Below are 17917 nucleotides of genomic sequence, written 5' to 3'. Positions count from 1 at the left end.
AGAGCTTAGCTCATTGTTACCTACACTCACAATGAACATGGTCCTGATATTGTTCCCGTATGAGCACCTCCGCCGTCCCGACCGGACCCGGCCGTTCGGGGGAACCCGACGCCGACGGCCTCCTCGCCGAGCAGCTGCTGCGCCTCACCCGGCGTCTGCACCGCATCCAGAAGCGCCATCTGGAGCCGGTCGGCATCACGCCCGCCCAGTCCAGGCTGCTCCGCACGGTCGCGCACTTCGGGGAACCGCCGCGGATGGCCGACCTCGCGGCCCGGCTCGAGGTCGTCCCGCGTGCGGTGACCAGTCTCGTCGACGGTCTGGAGGCCGTCGACCGGGTGCGCCGGGTGCCCGATCCGAGCAACCGCCGGGTGGTGCGCATCGAGCTCACCGACGCGGGCCGCGCCACGCTGCGCGAGCTGCGCAGCGCGCGCCGGGCGGCCGCAGAGGACATCCTTGCTCCATTGACCGCCGCACAGCGCGAGGTGCTCGGAGGTCTGCTGTCCGCCCTGGTCGACCCCGGCCCGGAGGGCGGCTGCTGACCCTCGGGCACACGGACGCGCGAAGGGGAGCCGTGACATGCCGCTGTTCGAGCCGAACCCGCAGGCCCTCCGCCCCGGCACGAAGCGGAGTCCGGCCCCGGACCGCGTGCCGGAGCTCCAGGCCAAGGGGACGCCGAGGCGGCTGCGCGAGGAGCTCACCGAGCTCCTCGGTCCGGAGAAGGTCCTCTCGAAGATCTCCGACCTCGTGCGGTATGCCTCCGACGCGAGCCCGTACCGCTTCGTCCCGCAGGTCGTCTTGGTCGCCGAGGACATCGACGACATCTCCACGATCCTGTCGTACGCGCACGGCAAGGGCCGGGAGGTCGTCTTCCGGGCCGCCGGGACCAGCCTCAACGGGCAGGCGCAGGGCGAGGACATCCTGGTCGACGTCCGCCGCCACTGGGTGGGCGTCGAGGTCCTCGACGGCGGCACGCGGGCCCGGATCCGCCCCGGCACCACCGTCGTACGGGCCAACGCCGCACTCGCCCCGCACGGACGGGTCCTGGGCCCCGATCCGGCCAGCGCCATCGCGTGCACGATCGGCGGGGTCGTCGCCAACAACGCCTCCGGCATGACGGCCGGGACGACGAGGAACTCGTACCGCACGGTCGCCTCGCTCACCTTCGTACTGCCGAGCGGGACCGTGGTCGACACGGCCGACCCGGCCGCCGACGAGGAGCTGGCGCACGCCGAGCCGCGGCTGTGCGCGGAGCTGATGGAGATCAAGGCGGAGATCGAGGCGGACACCGCCCTCACCGACCGGATCCGCGCCAAGTACGCCCTCAAGAACACCAACGGCTACCGGCTCGACGCCTTCCTCGACGGCGACACCCCGGTGCGCATCCTGCGGGGTCTCATGGTGGGCTCCGAGGGCACCTTCGGTTTCATCTCCGAGGTCGTCTTCGACACCCTGCCGCTGGACCGCGAGGTCTCCTCGGCCCTGCTCTTCTTCCCCTCGCTGCCGGCGGCGGCCGAGGCCGTCCCCCTCTTCAACGCGGCGGGAGCGCTGGCCGTCGAGCTGATGGACGGCAACACCCTGCGGGCCTCGGTGAGCGTGGCGGGCGTCCCCGCGGACTGGGCGGAGCTGCCCAGGGAGACGGCGGCGCTCCTGGTCGAGTTCCGGGCGCCGGACGCGACCGCCAGGGAGGCCTACGAGCGGGCGGCGGCGGAGGTCGTCGACGGGCTCGGCCTGGTGGCGCCGGTGCCCTCCGTGGAGAACGCGTTCACCACGGACCCGAAGCGGATCGCCGGCTACTGGAAGGCCCGCAAGGCCTTCGTGACGGCGGTCGGCGGCTCGCGCCCCTCCGGTACGACCCTGATCACCGAGGACTTCGCGGTGCCCCCGGCCCGGCTCGCGGAGGCCTGCGAGGCGCTGCTCGACCTCCAGTCCCGGCACGGCTTCGACGCCGCCGTGGCCGGTCACGCCGCGCACGGCAACCTCCACTTCCTGCTCGCGTTCGACGCGGGCGACCCCACCGACGTCGAGCGGTACGCGGCCTTCATGGACGAGTTCTGCAAGCTGACCGTGGAGCGCTTCGACGGCTCCCTGAAGGCGGAGCACGCCACCGGCCGCAACATCGCGCCGTTCCTGGAGCTGGAGTGGGGGACGCGGGCGACCGACCTGATGTGGCGGGTCAAGGAGGCCATCGACCCCGACGGGGTGCTCGCCCCCCGGATCGTCCTGGACCGCGACCCGCACGCCCACCTGCGGGGGCTCAAGACGATCCCCACCGTGGAGCGGATCGCCGATCCCTGCATCGAGTGCGGCTTCTGCGAACCGACCTGCCCCAGCCACGATCTGACGACCACTCCGCGCCAGCGGATCGTGCTGCGCCGGGAGACGATGCGGCAGCGGGACGGCTCCCCGGTCGAGACCCGCCTCCTGGAGTCGTACGGGTACGACGCCGTCGACACCTGCGCGGGCGACTCCACCTGCAAGCTGGCCTGTCCGGTCGGGATCGACACGGGCGCGCTGATGAAGGAGTTCCGGCACGAGCGGCACACCTCGCGCAAGGAGCGGATCGCCGCCCTGGCCGCGAAGAACTTCCGCGCGGCGGAGGCCTCCGCGCGGCTCGCGGTCGCCGCGGCCGACCGGATCGGCGACCGGGTCCTGGAGTCGGTGACGGGCCTGGCGCGCCGGGCGGTCAGCACCGACCTCGTACCGGAGTGGCTGCCGGAGATCCCGGGCGCGGCGGCGCGGCGGCTGCCCCGCACCCACCGTCCCGCGGCGGTCGCCGTCTACTACCCGGCCTGTGTGAACCGGATCTTCGGCAATCCGGACGGCGGGCGGGGCCCTTCCCTCCCGGAGGCCGTGGTCGCGGTGTCGGCGCGCGCGGGGAAGCCGGTGTGGATCCCCGACGACGTGGCCGGAACGTGCTGCGCGACGATCTGGCACTCCAAGGGGTACGAGCGGGGCAACGAGGTGATGGCGAACCGGATCGTCGAGGCGGCCTGGGGGTGGACCGCGGGCGGGACGCTGCCGCTGGTGGTGGACGCCTCCTCGTGCACGCTGGGCATCGCGCACGAGGTCGTGCCGTATCTGACGGAGGACAACCGGGCGCTGCACGCCGAGCTGACGGTGGTGGACTCGCTGGTGTGGGCGGCGGACGAACTGCTCCCCCGGCTCGACGTACGGCGTCGGGTCGGCTCCGCCGTCGTCCACCCGACCTGTTCGATGCGGCACCTGGGCGACGAGGACAGGCTGACGGAGCTGGCCCGGGCCTGCGCCGAGGAGGTCGTCGTCCCCGCCGACGCGGGCTGCTGCGCCTTCGCGGGCGACCGGGGCATGCTGCACCCGGAGCTGACGGCCTCGGCGACGGCCCGGGAGGCGGCCGAGGTGACGGCACGGCCCTTTGACGCGCATCTCTCGGCCAACCGGATGTGCGAGATCGGGATGGACAGGGCGACGGGCCGCAGGTACGGATCGGTGCTCCTCGCCCTGGAGCACGCGACACGGCCCTGACGCCTCCCCGGTTCCTGACGGCCCCTCACCCTCTGCGGTGAGGGGCCTTTCGTACGTTCGGGTGAGGGTGGGTGCCCGGTACGGCTCGGTCCGAGATCCGGAACAGTACAGTCCGACTACCCGTCGCAAGAGTCCTCTCGGCGCCCTTGCGCACCGTCGGTCACCGGGGCCAGGGGCCGGAGCGGGATTCATGAAACAGCCGTGCCCACAGCTCCGGGAGGTTCCATGAACGAGCAGTCACCGCACGAGCCGAGCCGCCGCCAGGTCCTCAGGACCACCGCCGCCGCGGCCGGGACGGGACTCGGCATCGGCGCCCTCGGCGTCCCCGCCGCGGAGGCGGCGACCCCGGCGGCCGCTCCCGCCGCCGCGTCACCCGTCGCGGCCGGGCGGAAGCGCCTCGGGCCCACCATGGCCGGGGTCCCGTTCGAGGGCCGCTCCACCGTCCGGGTCGGCATCGTCGGCTACGGCAACCGGGGCGCCGGCATGATCGGCCACTTCCTCTCACTCCCCGGGGTCCGGGTGAACGCCGTCTGCGACCCCGTGCGCGACAAGGCCGAGCGGGCCGCCGCTGCGGTCGTCGCCGCCGGACAGCCCGCCCCCGCCGTCTACGCGAACGGCGAGAACGACTACGAGAACCTCTGCGCCCGCGCCGACATCGACCTCGTGTACGTGGCCACCCCCTGGGAGACCCACTTCCCGATCGCCCGGGCGGCGATGCTCAACGGCAAGCACGTCGGCGTGGAGTGTCCGGTCGCGATGCGACTCGACGAACTGTGGGACCTCGTCGACCTGTCGGAGCAGACCCGCCGCCACTGCATGCAGCTGGAGAACTGCTGCTACGGCCGGAACGAGCTGCGCGTGCTGCGGATGGCGCACGCCGGAAAGTTCGGCCGGCTCCTGCACGGAGCGGGGGCGTACAACCACGACCTGCGCGGTCTGCTGTTCTCCCCGACGTACTACGAGGGCCCCTGGCGGCGACGCTGGCACACGCAGTTGACGGGCGACCTCTACCCCAACCACGGCTTCGGCCCCGTCGCCAACTACATGGACGTCAACCGGGGCGACCGGGCGGTGAGCATCAGCAGCCTCGGCACACCGGCGCTGGGTCTCGCCGAGTACCGCGAGGAGCACATCCCGCCCGGCGACCCCAGCTGGAAGGAGACGTACATCGGGAGCGACCGGACGATCAGCCTGGTCCAGACGGCCCAGGGCCGGGTCATCCGCCTGGAGCACGACGTCTCCACCCCGCACCCGTACAGCAGGGTCAACAGCCTGGGCGGCACCCGGGGCGTCTTCGAGGACTACCCGGCCAGGATCTATCTGGAGCCGGACCACAAGGACGACGCGTGGGCCGACTTCTCGGCGTACGCGGGCGAGTTCGACCACTGGCTCTGGAAGGACCACGCCAACCCGCCGGGCGGACACGGCGGCATGGACTACCTCATGGTCTTCCGCCTCATGCAGTGCATGCGGCTCGGGCTGCCGCCCGACTTCGACGTCTACGACGCCGCCACCTGGACGGCGCCGGTGCCGCTGAGCCACGCCTCCATCAAGGCGCAGGGCGCGCCGCAGGAGATCCCCGACTTCACGCGCGGCGAGTGGCGCAAGGCCCGCTCGGGCATGGACTCGGTGAAGCCGGCCTGACGGCGGGGCTCTTGACGTACGGCGCCCGGCCTCCGCGTACGGGGGCCGGGCATCGCTCTGTTCAGCAGCGGCGCAGGTCCTGGGTGACCGTGCCCTGAGCGGTCGTCAGGCTGCGGTCGTAGCAGCCGTCGGAGCCGTGGAGCCGGTAGCGCTCGTTCGTGGTGCCGACCGCGTGCCGCTGGTCACGCGGGACGCCGGTGGTGTACGTGGCGTCGCCGGTGTACGTGTCGTCCAGCCGCGACCAGGACAGGCGCCGTCCGTCGCGCAGGACGACGGTGTCGGCGCGGTCCCCGAGGGTGAGGACGGTCCTCAGCCGGTCGCCCGCGCCGATCGTGGTCTCGCCGTCCATGGTGTACGTCCGGTCGGCGCGGGTGACGGTCCGGCCGCTGGTCACGGTCTCACGGTCGGTCCAGCGCGCGGTGAACGCGTCCGGGTTCTCGCCCTCGCCCCAGCGGTGCGCGGAGGTGTGGGCGACGGTCCGGTCGACGGTGGTGGCGACCCGGCCGTGCGAGGTGTTCAGGTGTCCGGCGACGGTGAGCCGGTGGCCGGCGTCCGTGTCGAGCCGGTGCGGGGAGTCCGCGGTGCCCGCCGTGTAGACGGAGGAGTTGCGCGGGGTGGTCTCCTCGTGGCGGTCGAGGCCGCCGGTGACGACCCGGCTGCCCTCGTCCTGCCAGAGGAGCACGTTGGTGGGGGTGGACCAGCCCGACTGACCGGCCGGGACCCCGGCGACGGCGACCTCCACGCGGTGGGCGCGGCCGTCGTTGAGGACGGCGGCGAAGGGGGTCAGGTCGTAGAGGATCGGCTGGACGTCGAAGGCGCGCGGCCCGGGGGTGACGTACCAGAGGAAGGGGTTCGACCAGCCGCCGGTCCAGACGGTGGGGAAGGGCGCGGCGATGCCGGCGAGGCGCCCGTCGACGGAGACGCGGACCTCCCGGTGCGGTCCGTCGGTGGCCCGGCAGGAGTAGGGGGCGGCGTCGGGGACGGAGAGGTACCAGTACTCCTCGCAGCCGCCGCCGGAGCCGGTGGCGTACACCTCGGCGAGGACGCGCTCGGTGTTGCGCGGGGTGGTGAGGGTGGGACCGGTGAGGGGGATCACCCGGTCGGGCGTACCGGCGGCGGGTTTCACGCGGCCCTGGGCGGTGTGGAAGGTGAGGGTGACGCGGACGTCGAGGACGCCGGTGTAGGTCTCGTTCACGACATTGCCGATGAGCATCTCGACGGCGCCGGGGCGGCTGAGGGTGTCGCGGTAGCGGGTGACGTCCTTCTCCACCGACCAGGTGATGCCGTCGGGCGAGGGCTGTGGCGTGGAGGTGCGGAGGATCTCCACCCCTCCGACGGTGAGGTATCCGAGGCGGTCGTACTGGCGGCCCTTCACATGTCCTTCGAGGCGCAGGACGACCTTGTTCCAGCGGGTGCCGCACTCCTTCGGCGGGGTGTAACCGCCCTGGTAGGGCGTGAAGTCGCGGAACCGGGCGGCGGCGAGGGTGACCTCGCAGCTGCGGGTGCCGGGTGTCTCGACGGGCGCGGCGGCGGTGACCGGGTCGTGCCAGTCGGAGGTGAACTCGGGCGGGGGCGTCGGGCCGTTCGGGCCGTCGGCGGCGGCCGGGTGGGCGGTGAGGAGCGCGCCCGCGGCGAGGACCAGGCCGCTGAGCATGCTCATGATCTTGAGTGATCTCATGGGGCTGGAGTGAAGCGTGCTCGGCGCCGTGCGGTCCAGAGGACGATGAGCGGACATGGCGCGATCTGTTCCCCCGTGTGGAAAATCGATTGCCGCACCTGGGGGAAAACGCGAACCTTGCACGGCTTTCCCCGCCGTCGCACACCCCCGGCGTGCGTTCCCCCAGACGAGACCCGGAGACCCTGGGACGCCATGCAGATTCGAGATCTACCCTTCGCCGACCCAGGGGTCCCCGATGTCCGCTCGGGCACCCGGTTCCTCGTCTGGCTCGGCCGTCAGCAGCTCGGCGGGCAGGTGAAGTCCATGCTGTGGGGACTTCTGCACCACCTGGGCATCGCCGGCCTCCCCCTCGGCATCGGCATCGCCGTGCAGTCGGTCGTGGACCGCGACGGCGGGCGCCTCGGGCTCGCCGGAGTGCTGCTCGCGGTGCTGGGCGCCGCGATCTCGGTCGGTGACGTGATGCTGCACCGCACCGCCGTCACCAACTGGATCACGGCCGCCGCCCGCGTCCAGCAGCTCCTCTCCCGCAAGACCGCCGAACTGGGCTCCGTCCTGACCCGGCGGGTCGCGGCGGGCGAGGTCGTGGCCGTGTCCACCGGCGACGTCGAGAAGATCGGCTGGTTCGTCGAGGCCCTGTCGCGGTTCGCCGCGGGCGCCGTCGTGCTCGTCGTCATCTGCGTCGGCCTCCTCGTCTACCAGCCCGCCCTGGGCGTCGTCGTGGCCGTCGGTGTCCCGATCCTCGCCCTCGCCGTGCTGCCGCTGCTCCCCCGCGCCACACGCCGGGCGGACATCCAGCGCGAGAAGGCGGGCAAGGCCACCGAGCTCGCCTCCGACACCGTCGCCGGGCTCCGTGTGCTGCGCGGCATCGGCGGCGAGGAGCTGTTCCTCGGCCGCTACCGCGCCGCCTCCCAGGAGGTCCGCGCGGCCGCCGTGCGCAGTGCCCGCATGTGGGCGCTGATCTCCGCGATGCAGGTCGTGCTGCCCGGCATCCTGCTCATCGTCGTGGTGGCGTACGGCGCGCGGCTCGCGCTCGACGGGCGGATCACGCTCGGCGAACTGGTCACCGTCTACAGCGCGGTGGCCCTGACGTACCACCCACTGCGCAACTTCGAGGAGATCGCCATGGCCTTCTCCTTCTCCCGGCCGTCCGCGAAGCGGGCCGCCCGGGTCCTGGCGCTGGCCCGCACGACCAGCACCACCACCGGAGCGGACGGGGACGAGGACCGCGAGGCGACCGGAGACCTGTACGACCCGCTGACCGGGCTGCTCGCACCGGCCGGCCGCTTCACCGCGGTCGTCTGCGGCGACCCGGACGTGGCCGGACGGCTCGCGGACCGGCTCGGCGGCCACCCGGCCGATCCGGGCGACGACCACACCTCGGTGCTGCTCGGCGGGGTCCCCCTCGACGAACTGCCGCTGGACACCGCCCGTACGGCCGTCCTCGTCCAGGACAAGGACCCGGTCCTGCTCTCGGGCACCCTCCACGAGCTGCTGGACGTGCCACGCTCCGGCGAGGTGCTCCCCGACCGGGCCCTCGCCGCCGCCCGGTGCGACGACGTCCTCGACGCGCTCGCCCAGGCGTCCGTGGACACCGACGGCGATCCGATGCGCACCCGGATCACCGAGCGGGGCCGGTCGCTCTCCGGCGGCCAGCGCCAGCGGCTGGCTCTCGCCCGGTCCCTGGTGACCGACCCGGAGGTGCTCGTCCTCGACGAGCCCACCTCGGCGGTCGACGCGCACACCGAGGCGCGGGTCGCCACCGGCATCGGCGACCTGCGCGCGGGCAGGACCACCGTGGTCCTGGCCTCCTCGCCGCTGCTCCTGGACCGCGCCGACCGGGTCGTCCTGGTCGACGAGGGCCAGGCCGTCGCCGTCGGCACCCACCGGGAACTGCTCGCCCGTGAACCACGCTACCGCGCGGTCGTCACCCGAGAGACCGACGAGGAACTCGCCACGACGGCACCGCCCGGCGGCCCGCTCGACGGGGCCGCCGACGTCGCACCGGTCGGCGCACGCGACGCGACCGGCGCACTCGAAGCACTGGAAGGGGAATCGGCATGATCGGCCTGGCGCCACCGGAGTACGACCCGGCGGCCCCGACGACGGCGACGACACTGCCCGTCGCCGCCGACGGGACCGTCCGCGGCTATGTGCGCGAGCTGCTGCGCCGCCACCGCCGGGCGTTCGCACTGCTCGTCGGGGTGAACGCGGTCGCCGTGGTCGCCTCGATGGCCGGCCCGTACCTGCTCGGGTCCGTGGTGGAGAGGCTGGCCACGGGCGCGCGCGAACTCCATCTGGAGCGGACGATCGCCCTGTTCGCGGCGGCCCTGCTCGTCCAGACCCTCTTCGTCCGGCTCGTCCGGCTGCGCGGGGCCATGCTCGGCGAGGAGATGCTCGCCGACCTGCGGGAGGACTTCCTCGTCCGCGCGGTCGGCCTGCCGCCGGGCGTCCTGGAACGGGCCGGTACGGGCGACCTGCTCTCCCGGATCACCACGGACGTCGACCGGCTCTCCAACGCGATGCGCGAGGCCGTGCCCCAGCTCGCCATCGGCGTCGTGTGGGCCGGACTGCTGCTCGGCGGCCTCGCGGTCACGGCGCCGCCGCTCGCGCTCGCCGCGCTGCTCGCCGCGCCGCTGCTCGTCGTGGTCTCGCGGTGGTACTTCCGGCGGGCGCCGGCCGCGTACCGCTCGGAGTCCGCGGGGTACGCGGCGGTGGCCGCCGCCCTCGCCGAGACGGTCGACGCGGGCCGCACGGTCGAGTCGCACCGGCTCGGCGCCCGCCGGATCGCACTGTCGAACCGGCGGATCTCGGAGTGGGTGGCCTGGGAGAGGTACACGCTCTTCCTGCGCTCGGTGCTCTTCCCCGCCGTCAACCTCACCCATACGACCGTGCTGCTGGCCGTGCTCCTGCTGGGCGGGGTGTTCGTCCTCCAGGGCTGGATCGACGTCGGACAGCTGACGACGGGCGCGCTGCTCTCCCAGATGCTGGTCGACCCGATCGGCATCGTGCTCCGCTGGTACGACGAGCTCCAGGTCGCGCAGGTGTCCCTGGCCCGGCTCGTCGGCGTCCGGGACATCGAGCCGGACGAGGGCGACCCGGAGGTACGGCCCGAGGGCCGGGCCGTCCGGGCGGACGACGTCCGGTTCGGCTACCGCGAGGGGGCCGACGTGCTGCACGAGGTGTCCTTGAAGGTGGCCCCCGGCACCCGGCTCGCCCTGGTCGGCCCGTCCGGCGCCGGCAAGTCGACCCTCGGCCGCCTCCTCGCGGGCGTCTACGCCCCGAGGACCGGCTCGGTCACCCTCGGCGCGGCCGAGCTGGCGCGGATGCCCGCCGAGCGGGTCCGTGAGCACGTGGCCCTGGTCAACCAGGAGCACCACGTCTTCGTGGGCTCGCTCCGCGACAATCTGCTCCTGGCCAGGGCGGGGGCCGAGGACACCGAGCTGTGGGCGGCGCTCACGGCGGTGGACGCGGAGGTCTGGGCACGGGGGCTCGACGACGGTCTGGACACCGAGGTCGGCTCGGGCGGCCGTTCGCTGACCCCGGCGCAGGCCCAGCAGATCGCCCTGGCCCGGCTCGTCCTCGCCGACCCGCACACCCTGGTCCTGGACGAGGCGACCTCGCTGCTCGACCCGCGGGCGGCCCGGCATCTGGAGCGGTCCCTCGGCCGGGTCCTGGACGGTCGGACGGTCGTGGCCATCGCGCACCGGCTGCACACCGCGCACGACGCCGATCTGATCGCGGTGGTCGAGTCGGGCCGGATCAGCGAGCTCGGCAGCCATACGGAGCTGGTCGCGGCGGACGGGGCGTACGCGGCGCTGTGGAGGTCGTGGCACACCTGACATCCGAGGAAGAGGCGGGCCGGGGCGGGACGTCGTGCGACGCCCCGCCCCGGCCCGCTCTCGTCGGAGCCGATCCGGCCGGTGACGGTCCTCGGGGTGCCGAGGGCCGGCGGCCGGCCACCGGCTAGAGGAAGCCGAGCGCCGAGGCGCCGCCCACCCCGCCGAGCACCATGAACGCGGGCATCAGGACCTTCAGCTCGACCCAGCTGCCGGCCCGGAAGCGCATGCCCTTCGGCGGGCCGATCGGGTACCAGCGCTTCCGCCCGACCGGGATGGGCCACAGGATCGGGCAGCCGGAGACGGTGAGCGCGTCGCCGATGTCGTGGACGAGGGCGCCGAGCACGATCGGCAGCCCGAGCCACAGGTACTCCTGGCCGGGGCCGGTGAAGAACCAGTCCGCGCCGTTGCCCGGCTTGTCGAGGACGCCCGCCAGGATCCACGCGCTGGTCGCGCCGAGCAGCCAGACCAGGACGTCGCTGGACATCCGGGCGGCCCGCCACAGCAGGCCCTCCACGGCGAGCACCAGGTGCACGAAGAGGATCGCGAGCACCGCCCACCGGCCGCCGGTGACCGCCGCGACGGACGCGCCGGCGCCGGTCAGGACGGCCCAGAGCCAGGTGTGGGTGAGGGTCCGGTGACCGCCCGACCTGCGGGGGTCGGCGGTGGAGCGGGTCGCCTTGTAGACGGCGTACGACAGCTTGTCGACGATCTCGCACAGGCCTTTGGAGACCGGTCCGAAGGCGCGTGAGATGGTCGCCGACTTGTGGTCGAGGTCGGGGGCGAGCGCCGCGCCCGCGCAGATGAGCGCGCCGACGACGAGAACCGGCCACGGCATCGGGCGGTCGAAGGCCGCCACGGCCGCTCCGACACCCAGCCAGGCCGCCGCTCCGGACAGCGAGTGCGCCGGTCCCATCATGATTGGCCCGCCCCGTTTCTCCCCTGCCGGCGCTCAGTTGACGACCGGTCGACGGACGAGCCTATCGTCCGTGATCTTCGAACCGGTGGCCGGTTCCCTCCTTCGAGCGGAATCCAGGCAAGATGGGGGCGTGACCCTTATCGATCAGCTGCCGCCGACCGCCGACCCCGACGCCCTCTTCGAGGCCTTCTCCTCCTGGGCCGAGGACCGGGGCATCACGCTCTACCCGGCCCAGGAAGAGGCGCTGATCGAGGTCGTCTCCGGGGCCAACGTGATCCTTTCCACGCCCACCGGATCGGGAAAGTCGCTGGTCGCGGCGGCTGCCCACTTCACCGCGCTCGCGAACGACCAGGTGACCTTCTACACCGCGCCGATCAAGGCGCTGGTGTCGGAGAAGTTCTTCGACCTGTGCAAGATCTTCGGCACCGAGAACGTCGGCATGCTGACCGGCGACGCCTCCGTGAACGCGGACGCGCCGGTGATCTGCTGTACGGCCGAGGTGCTGGCGTCGATCGCGCTGCGGGACGGCAAGTACGCGGACATCAACCAGGTCGTCATGGACGAGTTCCATTTCTACGCCGAGCAGGACCGCGGCTGGGCCTGGCAGATCCCGATCCTGGAACTCCCCCAGGCGCAGTTCGTCCTCATGTCGGCGACGCTCGGTGACGTGTCGATGTTCGAGGAGGACCTGACCCGGCGCACGGGCAGGCCGACCTCGGTGGTCCGCTCGGCGACCCGGCCGGTGCCGCTCTCGTACGAGTACCGGCTGACCCCGATCACGGACACCCTGACGGAGCTCCTGGAGACCAGGCAGGCGCCCGTCTACATCGTGCACTTCACACAGGCGCAGGCCGTCGAGCGCGCGCAGTCGCTGATGAGCATCAACATGTGCACGCGCGAGGAGAAGGACAAGATCGCCGAGCTGATCGGCAACTTCCGCTTCACCACCAAGTTCGGCCAGAACCTCTCGCGTTACGTCCGGCACGGCATCGGCGTGCACCACGCGGGCATGCTGCCGAAGTACCGGCGGCTCGTCGAGAAGCTGGCGCAGGCCGGTCTCCTGAAGGTGATCTGCGGGACGGACACGCTGGGCGTGGGCGTGAACGTTCCCATCCGAACGGTGCTCTTCACCGCCCTCACGAAGTACGACGGCAACCGGGTGCGGACCCTGCGCGCCCGTGAGTTCCACCAGATCGCGGGCCGCGCGGGCCGGGCCGGCTTCGACACCGCCGGTCTGGTCGTCGCCCAGGCGCCCGAGCACGTCATCGAGAACGAGAAGGCGCTCGCCAAGGCCGGCGACGACCCGAAGAAGCGTCGCAAGGTTGTCCGCAAGAAGGCTCCGGAGGGCTTCGTCGCCTGGAGCGACACCACCTTCGACCGGCTCATCGACGCCGAGCCCGAGCCGCTGACCTCGCGCTTCAAGGTCACCAACATCATGCTGCTCTCGGTGATCGCCCGCCCGGGCAACGCCTTCGAGGCGATGCGCAAGCTCCTGGAGGACAACCACGAGCCGCGCAAGGCGCAGCTGCGGCACATCCGCCGGGCCATCGCGATCTACCGCTCCCTGCTCGACGGCGGTGTCGTCGAGCAGCTGGACACCCCCGACGCCGAGGGCCGCACGATCCGTCTGACGGTCGACCTCCAGCAGGACTTCGCGCTGAACCAGCCGCTGTCGACGTTCGCGCTCGCCGCCTTCGACCTGCTCGACCCGGAGTCCCCCTCGTACGCCCTGGACATGGTCTCCGTCGTCGAGTCGACGCTCGACGACCCGCGCCAGATCCTCGCCGCCATGCAGAACAAGGCGCGCGGCGAGGCCGTCGGGCAGATGAAGGCCGACGGTGTCGAGTACGAGGAGCGGATGGAGCGGCTCCAGGACATCTCGTACCCGAAGCCGCTCGAAGAGCTGCTCTGGCACGCGTACAACGTCTACCGGACGTCGCACCCGTGGGTCGGCGACCACCCGGTGTCGCCGAAGTCGGTCATCCGCGACATGTACGAACGAGCCCTGACCTTCACGGAGTTCACCTCCTGGTACGAGCTGGCACGGACCGAGGGCATCGTCCTGCGGTACCTCGCGAGCGCGTACAAGGCGCTCGACCACACCATCCCGGACGACCTGAAGACCGAGGACCTGGAGGACCTGATCGCCTGGCTGGGCGAGATGGTGCGCCAGGTGGACTCCTCACTGCTCGACGAGTGGGAGCAGCTCGCCAACCCGGAGGTCCAGACGGCCGAGGAGGCCCAGGAGAAGGCCGACCAGGTCAAGCCGGTCACGGCCAACGCCCGCGCCTTCCGGGTCCTGGTGCGCAACGCGATGTTCCGCCGGGTGGAGCTGGCGGCCCTGGACAACGTGGACGCGCTCGCCGAGATGGACGCCGAGGCGGGCTGGGACGCGGACGCGTGGGGCGAGGCGATGGACGCGTACTGGGACGAGTACGACGACCTCGGTACGGGCCCCGACGCGCGCGGCCCGAAGCTGCTCGCCATCGAGGAGGACGCGGCCCACGGCCTGTGGCGCGTCCGGCAGACCTTCGCCGACCCGAACAACGACCATGACTGGGGCATCAGCGCGGAGGTGGATCTCGCGGCCTCCGACGAGGAGGGCCGCGCGGTCGTCCGCGTGACGTCCGTCGGACAGCTGTAGAGGAGAGACCTGACGTGACCAATCCCGCCGAGAGGCTCGTCGATCTACTCGACCTGGAGCAGATCGAGGTCAACATCTTCCGCGGGCGGAGCCCGCAGGAGTCGCTGCAGCGGGTCTTCGGCGGGCAGGTCGCCGGGCAGGCCCTCGTCGCGGCCGGCCGCACCACCGAAGGCGACCGGCCGGTGCACTCGCTGCACGCCTACTTCCTGCGGCCGGGGCGGCCCGGGGTGCCGATCGTCTACCAGGTGGAGCGGGTGCGGGACGGGCGGTCGTTCACCACCCGCCGGGTCACGGCGATCCAGGAGGGCCGGACGATCTTCAATCTGACGGCCTCGTTCCACAAGCCGGAGGAGGGCGCCTTCGAGCACCAGCTGCCGCCGAGGCACCTGACGGACCCGGAGAGCCTGCCGAACCTCGCGGACGAGATCCGCGAGCACCTGGGGGCGCTGCCGGAGGCCCTGGAGCGAATGGCCCGTCGGCAGCCCTTCGACATCCGGTACGTGGACCGGCTGCGCTGGACCCAGGACGAGGTCAAGGGCGCGGATCCGCGCAGCGCGGTGTGGATGCGGGCCGTGGGGCCGCTTGGCGACGACCCGCTGATCCACACCTGCGCGCTGACGTACGCCTCGGACATGACGCTCCTCGACGCGGTGCGCATCCCGATCGAGCCGCTCTGGGGCCCGCGGGGCTTCGACATGGCGTCGTTGGACCACGCGATGTGGTTCCACCGGCCGTTCCGCGCGGACGAGTGGTTCCTGTACGACCAGGAGTCCCCGATCGCCACCGGCGGCCGGGGACTCGCGCGGGGCCGGATCTACGACCGCGAGGGGCGGCTCCTGGTGTCGGTGGTCCAGGAGGGCCTGTTCAGAAAGCTGTGAGCCGGGCGCCGGGCGGGGCTCGGGGCGGGATCGGACAGGGTCCGGCGCCGCCCCCGCCGCGCGCCGGTCACTCGTACTCGGTGCCGCCCTTCCGCGTCAGGTAGGCCGGGCTGACCGCCTTGGCGATGGCCCGGCCGCCGAGGACCGGGCTGTAGCGCTCGGTCGCGGGCCGGATCACGACGCCCTCCCGCATGTGCGCCTCGCGCCCCGAGACGGTCTCGCGGCCGCTCGCGTGGGCGAGGACCGTGTCCAGGTCGTACGGGCCGGAGTACAGCCGCGGTACGAGCGGGACCTCGCCGGTCTCCAGCACCTCGGCCGGGTCCAGCCACTCCACCCGGCCGTCGATCTCGGCCGACACGTCGAACAGCGCGTAGCCGACGGTCTCGGAGCGGGCGTCGGCGCCGTAGGCCAGGTCCTGCACCCCGGAACCGTAGACCTCGCCGAAGAAGCCGACCCGGCGGGCGCCGAGACGTTTCGCCAGCCGCTCGGCGACGGCGGGCAGGCCATGGCCGTGGACGGCGCGCCAGTACAGGTTGCGCGGGTTCTCCTGGAGGGCCAGACCCTTCGACCCGAAGCCCTTGGACGAGACCTGGACGCGTCCCTCCTCGGCGAGGAAGGTCATCAGGCAGGCCGAGCCGTGGAGCTTCTCCGTCAGGACGACCGGCTCGCCGGGCTCGAAGATGTCCGGGTAGCGCTGGAGGTTCTCGATGTCGACCCAGGGCAGCAGGTCCGGGGCGACCTCCACGTCACCGCTCATGGTCGGCGGTATCGGCGGTACCCACTTGGTGATCCCCAGCGTCTCCGCGAAGTCGGTCCCCTCGGCCGCGGCCATGACCAGGTCGGCCCCGGCGAGCGCACCGGGCCGGCACACGATGCCCTGCGACAGCTCCCCGCGCAGCCGCACGGCCTTGACCCGGTCCGAGTTCCCGCCGGCCAGCCGCCCGGTGAGCCCGAGCTCCTCGACGAGCGCGGCGGGCAGCACGGCCTGCTCCGGGATGTAGACGGCGGCGTCCCCGGTCCGGTACGCGCCCTTGGCGACGACGGCCCGGTACAGGCCGACCTGCGCCAGCTCCAGGGCGTCGGCGTTCGGATGGGGATGGACGGTCAGGACTTCGGCGGTGACGCGCAGGGTCGACATCTCAGGACTCCGGGTGCTCGGGTTTCGGTCTCATCGGGGCCCACTGTGCCGACGGGGAAACGGCTGGGCGATCTCTTTTCGGGCTGGTAGCGTCGCCGGATTCCGGCCCAAGGGGCCTACAGGGCCTGGTCGATGCCCGGGAGGGTGTCCTGGTCCACCTCGTGCCGCCGGGTGCGGATGTCGGCGGCCGGCGGATGGAGTTTGGCGTCGCAGGTGGGGCCGAGCCCCGAGCGGCGGGAGTCGGCGCCGGTGAGGGGGCGGCCGCAGAGGCGGCACGGGATCCGGCGCGGGCGGGGCCCCGGTTCTGCCTCCGGTGCGGAATCGATCGAGATTGCCAGTGGTTCGTCTCCCATGCTGAGATCAAACCCTATTCCGACGAGGAGCAGTCCATGAGCCTGTACGACATCCCGCTGAAGACCCTGACCGGCGAGCCGGTCTCCCTTGCCGACTACCGGGACCGCGCGGTCCTGGTCGTGAACGTCGCCTCCAAGTGCGGCCTGACCCCGCAGTACGAGGGCCTGGAGCAGCTGCAGAAGGAGTACGGCGACCGCGGCTTCACCGTGCTCGGTGTGCCCTGCAACCAGTTCGCCGGCCAGGAGCCCGGCAGCGCCGAGGAGATCCAGACCTTCTGCTCGACGACGTACGGCGTCTCCTTCCCGCTCCTGGAGAAGGCCGACGTCAACGGCGACGCCCGCCACCCGCTCTACGCGGAGCTGGTCAAGGTCGCCGACGCCGAGGGCGAGGCCGGAGACGTCCAGTGGAACTTCGAGAAGTTCCTGATCGGCCGCGACGGCCAGGTCACGCGCTTCCGTCCGCGTACCGAGCCGGGGGCCGCCGAGATCGTCTCGGCGATCGAGGCGCAGCTTGTCTGACGTCGTGGACGGCACGGGGGTCGTCGAGCGGCTGCGGGCCGCGGGCTGTGTCTTCGCCGAGGAGGAGGCGGAGATGCTGCTCGCGGCGGCGGCCGGGCCCGCCGAACTCGACCTGCTGGTCGAGCGGCGGGCCTCCGGCCTGCCTCTGGAGCACGTCGTGGGCTGGGCCGAGTTCGCCGGGCTGCGCGTCGAGGTGGACGGCGGGGTGTTCGTCCCCCGGCGCCGTACGGAGTTCCTGATCGAACACGCGGTGGGTTCGGCCCGGCCGGGCGCCGTCTGCGTCGACCTGTGCTGCGGCTCCGGCGCGGCGGCCGCGGTCCTGCTCGACCGGGTCGAGGCCGCGGAGGTGCACGCCTCGGACATCGAGCCGGCGGCGGTGCGCTGCGCCCGCCGGAACGTCGAACCGCGCGGCGGCCGGGTCTACGAGGGCGACCTCTTCGCCCCGCTGCCCCCGGACCTGCGGGGCCGCGTCGAGATCCTGGTCGCCAACGTGCCGTACGTCCCCACCGGGGACATCGGGCTGCTGCCCCCGGAAGCCCGCGACCACGAGCCGCTCGTCACCCTCGACGGCGGCCCGGACGGTCTCGACGTGCTGCGGCGGGTCGCCGCCGAGGCACCGCGGTGGCTGGCGCCCGACGGGCGACTGCTGGTCGAGACGAGCGAGCGTCAGGCGGAGCGGGCGGTGGCCGCGGTCACCGCATGCGGTCTGGAGGCACACGTCCTGAACTGCGAGGAGCGGTACGCGACCGTACTCGTCGCGACCCGGGCCGGCTGACCGGGGCCCCGCCCGACGTCAGTGGCCAGAGC

At 72.6% G+C, this 17917-nt stretch carries 13 protein-coding genes; 9 read left to right on the top strand and 4 right to left on the bottom strand.

Annotation, left to right across the window (positions count from 1 at the left end):
- Positions 1–59 precede the first annotated feature (59 nt).
- The 3 genes from ACIP84_RS08205 to ACIP84_RS08195 all read left to right on the top strand — a co-directional run bounded on the left by ACIP84_RS08205 (position 60) and on the right by ACIP84_RS08195 (position 5145).
- Entirely contained in the window at positions 60–539 is a 480-nt protein-coding gene (locus ACIP84_RS08205; protein ID WP_030316783.1) for a MarR family winged helix-turn-helix transcriptional regulator, read from the top strand.
- A 37-nt stretch (positions 540–576) separates the two neighbouring features.
- On the top strand, positions 577–3501 hold the full coding sequence (locus ACIP84_RS08200; RefSeq protein WP_401796042.1) for an FAD-binding and (Fe-S)-binding domain-containing protein: 2925 nt from the start codon (positions 577–579) through the stop codon (positions 3499–3501).
- Positions 3502–3726: 225 nt separating this feature from the next.
- The gene (locus ACIP84_RS08195) at positions 3727–5145 is read left to right on the top strand and encodes a Gfo/Idh/MocA family protein (protein WP_401796039.1); all 1419 of its coding nucleotides are present in this window, start codon (positions 3727–3729) and stop codon (positions 5143–5145) included.
- Positions 5146–5206: 61 nt separating this feature from the next.
- Here ACIP84_RS08195 and ACIP84_RS08190 read toward each other — a convergent pair whose 3' ends face one another.
- The gene (locus ACIP84_RS08190) at positions 5207–6823 is read right to left on the bottom strand and encodes a peptide-N4-asparagine amidase (protein WP_401796036.1); all 1617 of its coding nucleotides are present in this window, start codon (positions 6821–6823) and stop codon (positions 5207–5209) included.
- Positions 6824–7015: 192 nt separating this feature from the next.
- On the opposite strand from ACIP84_RS08190, the gene ACIP84_RS08185 reads away from it, so the two are divergent.
- Complete coding sequence (locus tag ACIP84_RS08185; RefSeq protein WP_401796033.1) at positions 7016–8884, top strand: ABC transporter transmembrane domain-containing protein; 1869 nt, start codon at positions 7016–7018, stop codon at positions 8882–8884.
- Positions 8881–10662, top strand: a complete 1782-nt coding sequence (locus ACIP84_RS08180) for an ABC transporter ATP-binding protein (RefSeq protein WP_401796030.1) — start codon at positions 8881–8883, stop codon at positions 10660–10662. Before ACIP84_RS08185 ends, ACIP84_RS08180 begins: the two co-directional genes overlap by 4 nt.
- Positions 10663–10786: 124 nt before the next feature.
- Here the strand turns inward: ACIP84_RS08180 and ACIP84_RS08175 are convergent, their stop codons facing one another.
- A complete protein-coding gene (locus tag ACIP84_RS08175) occupies positions 10787–11578 on the bottom strand; it encodes a metal-dependent hydrolase (RefSeq protein ID WP_401796027.1) in 792 nt (263 codons plus the stop codon).
- A 70-nt stretch (positions 11579–11648) separates the two neighbouring features.
- Here ACIP84_RS08175 and ACIP84_RS08170 point away from each other — a divergent pair, with 70 nt between their 5' ends.
- Both ACIP84_RS08170 and ACIP84_RS08165 read left to right on the top strand, forming a co-directional pair.
- Complete coding sequence (locus ACIP84_RS08170) at positions 11649–14222, top strand: DEAD/DEAH box helicase (protein WP_401796024.1); 2574 nt, start codon at positions 11649–11651, stop codon at positions 14220–14222.
- Between the two features lie 14 nt (positions 14223–14236).
- The gene (locus ACIP84_RS08165; RefSeq protein ID WP_401796021.1) at positions 14237–15100 is read left to right on the top strand and encodes an acyl-CoA thioesterase; all 864 of its coding nucleotides are present in this window, start codon (positions 14237–14239) and stop codon (positions 15098–15100) included.
- 67 nt (positions 15101–15167) lie between these two features.
- On the opposite strand, the gene ACIP84_RS08160 is transcribed toward ACIP84_RS08165, so the two are convergent.
- Positions 15168–16238 carry an RNA ligase (ATP) gene (locus ACIP84_RS08160; protein ID WP_401796018.1) on the bottom strand — a complete coding sequence of 357 codons (1071 nt, stop codon included), beginning with the start codon at positions 16236–16238 and terminating at the stop codon, positions 15168–15170.
- Between the two features lie 116 nt (positions 16239–16354).
- On the bottom strand, positions 16355–16591 hold the full coding sequence (locus tag ACIP84_RS08155) for a DUF6011 domain-containing protein (RefSeq protein WP_355958399.1): 237 nt from the start codon (positions 16589–16591) through the stop codon (positions 16355–16357).
- A 36-nt stretch (positions 16592–16627) separates the two neighbouring features.
- Between ACIP84_RS08155 and ACIP84_RS08150 the strand changes: the two genes are divergently transcribed.
- A complete protein-coding gene (locus ACIP84_RS08150; RefSeq protein WP_401796014.1) occupies positions 16628–17110 on the top strand; it encodes a glutathione peroxidase in 483 nt (160 codons plus the stop codon).
- The gene (locus tag ACIP84_RS08145) at positions 17103–17885 is read left to right on the top strand and encodes a putative protein N(5)-glutamine methyltransferase (RefSeq protein ID WP_355958395.1); all 783 of its coding nucleotides are present in this window, start codon (positions 17103–17105) and stop codon (positions 17883–17885) included. Before ACIP84_RS08150 ends, ACIP84_RS08145 begins: the two co-directional genes overlap by 8 nt.
- Positions 17886–17917 lie beyond the last annotated feature (32 nt).

Source organism: Streptomyces sp. NPDC088707 (assembly GCF_044752725.1).
GTDB lineage: Bacteria > Actinomycetota > Actinomycetes > Streptomycetales > Streptomycetaceae > Streptomyces.
Note: the sequence above shows the minus strand (reverse complement) of the source record. Positions and strands in the feature narration are given on the sequence as shown.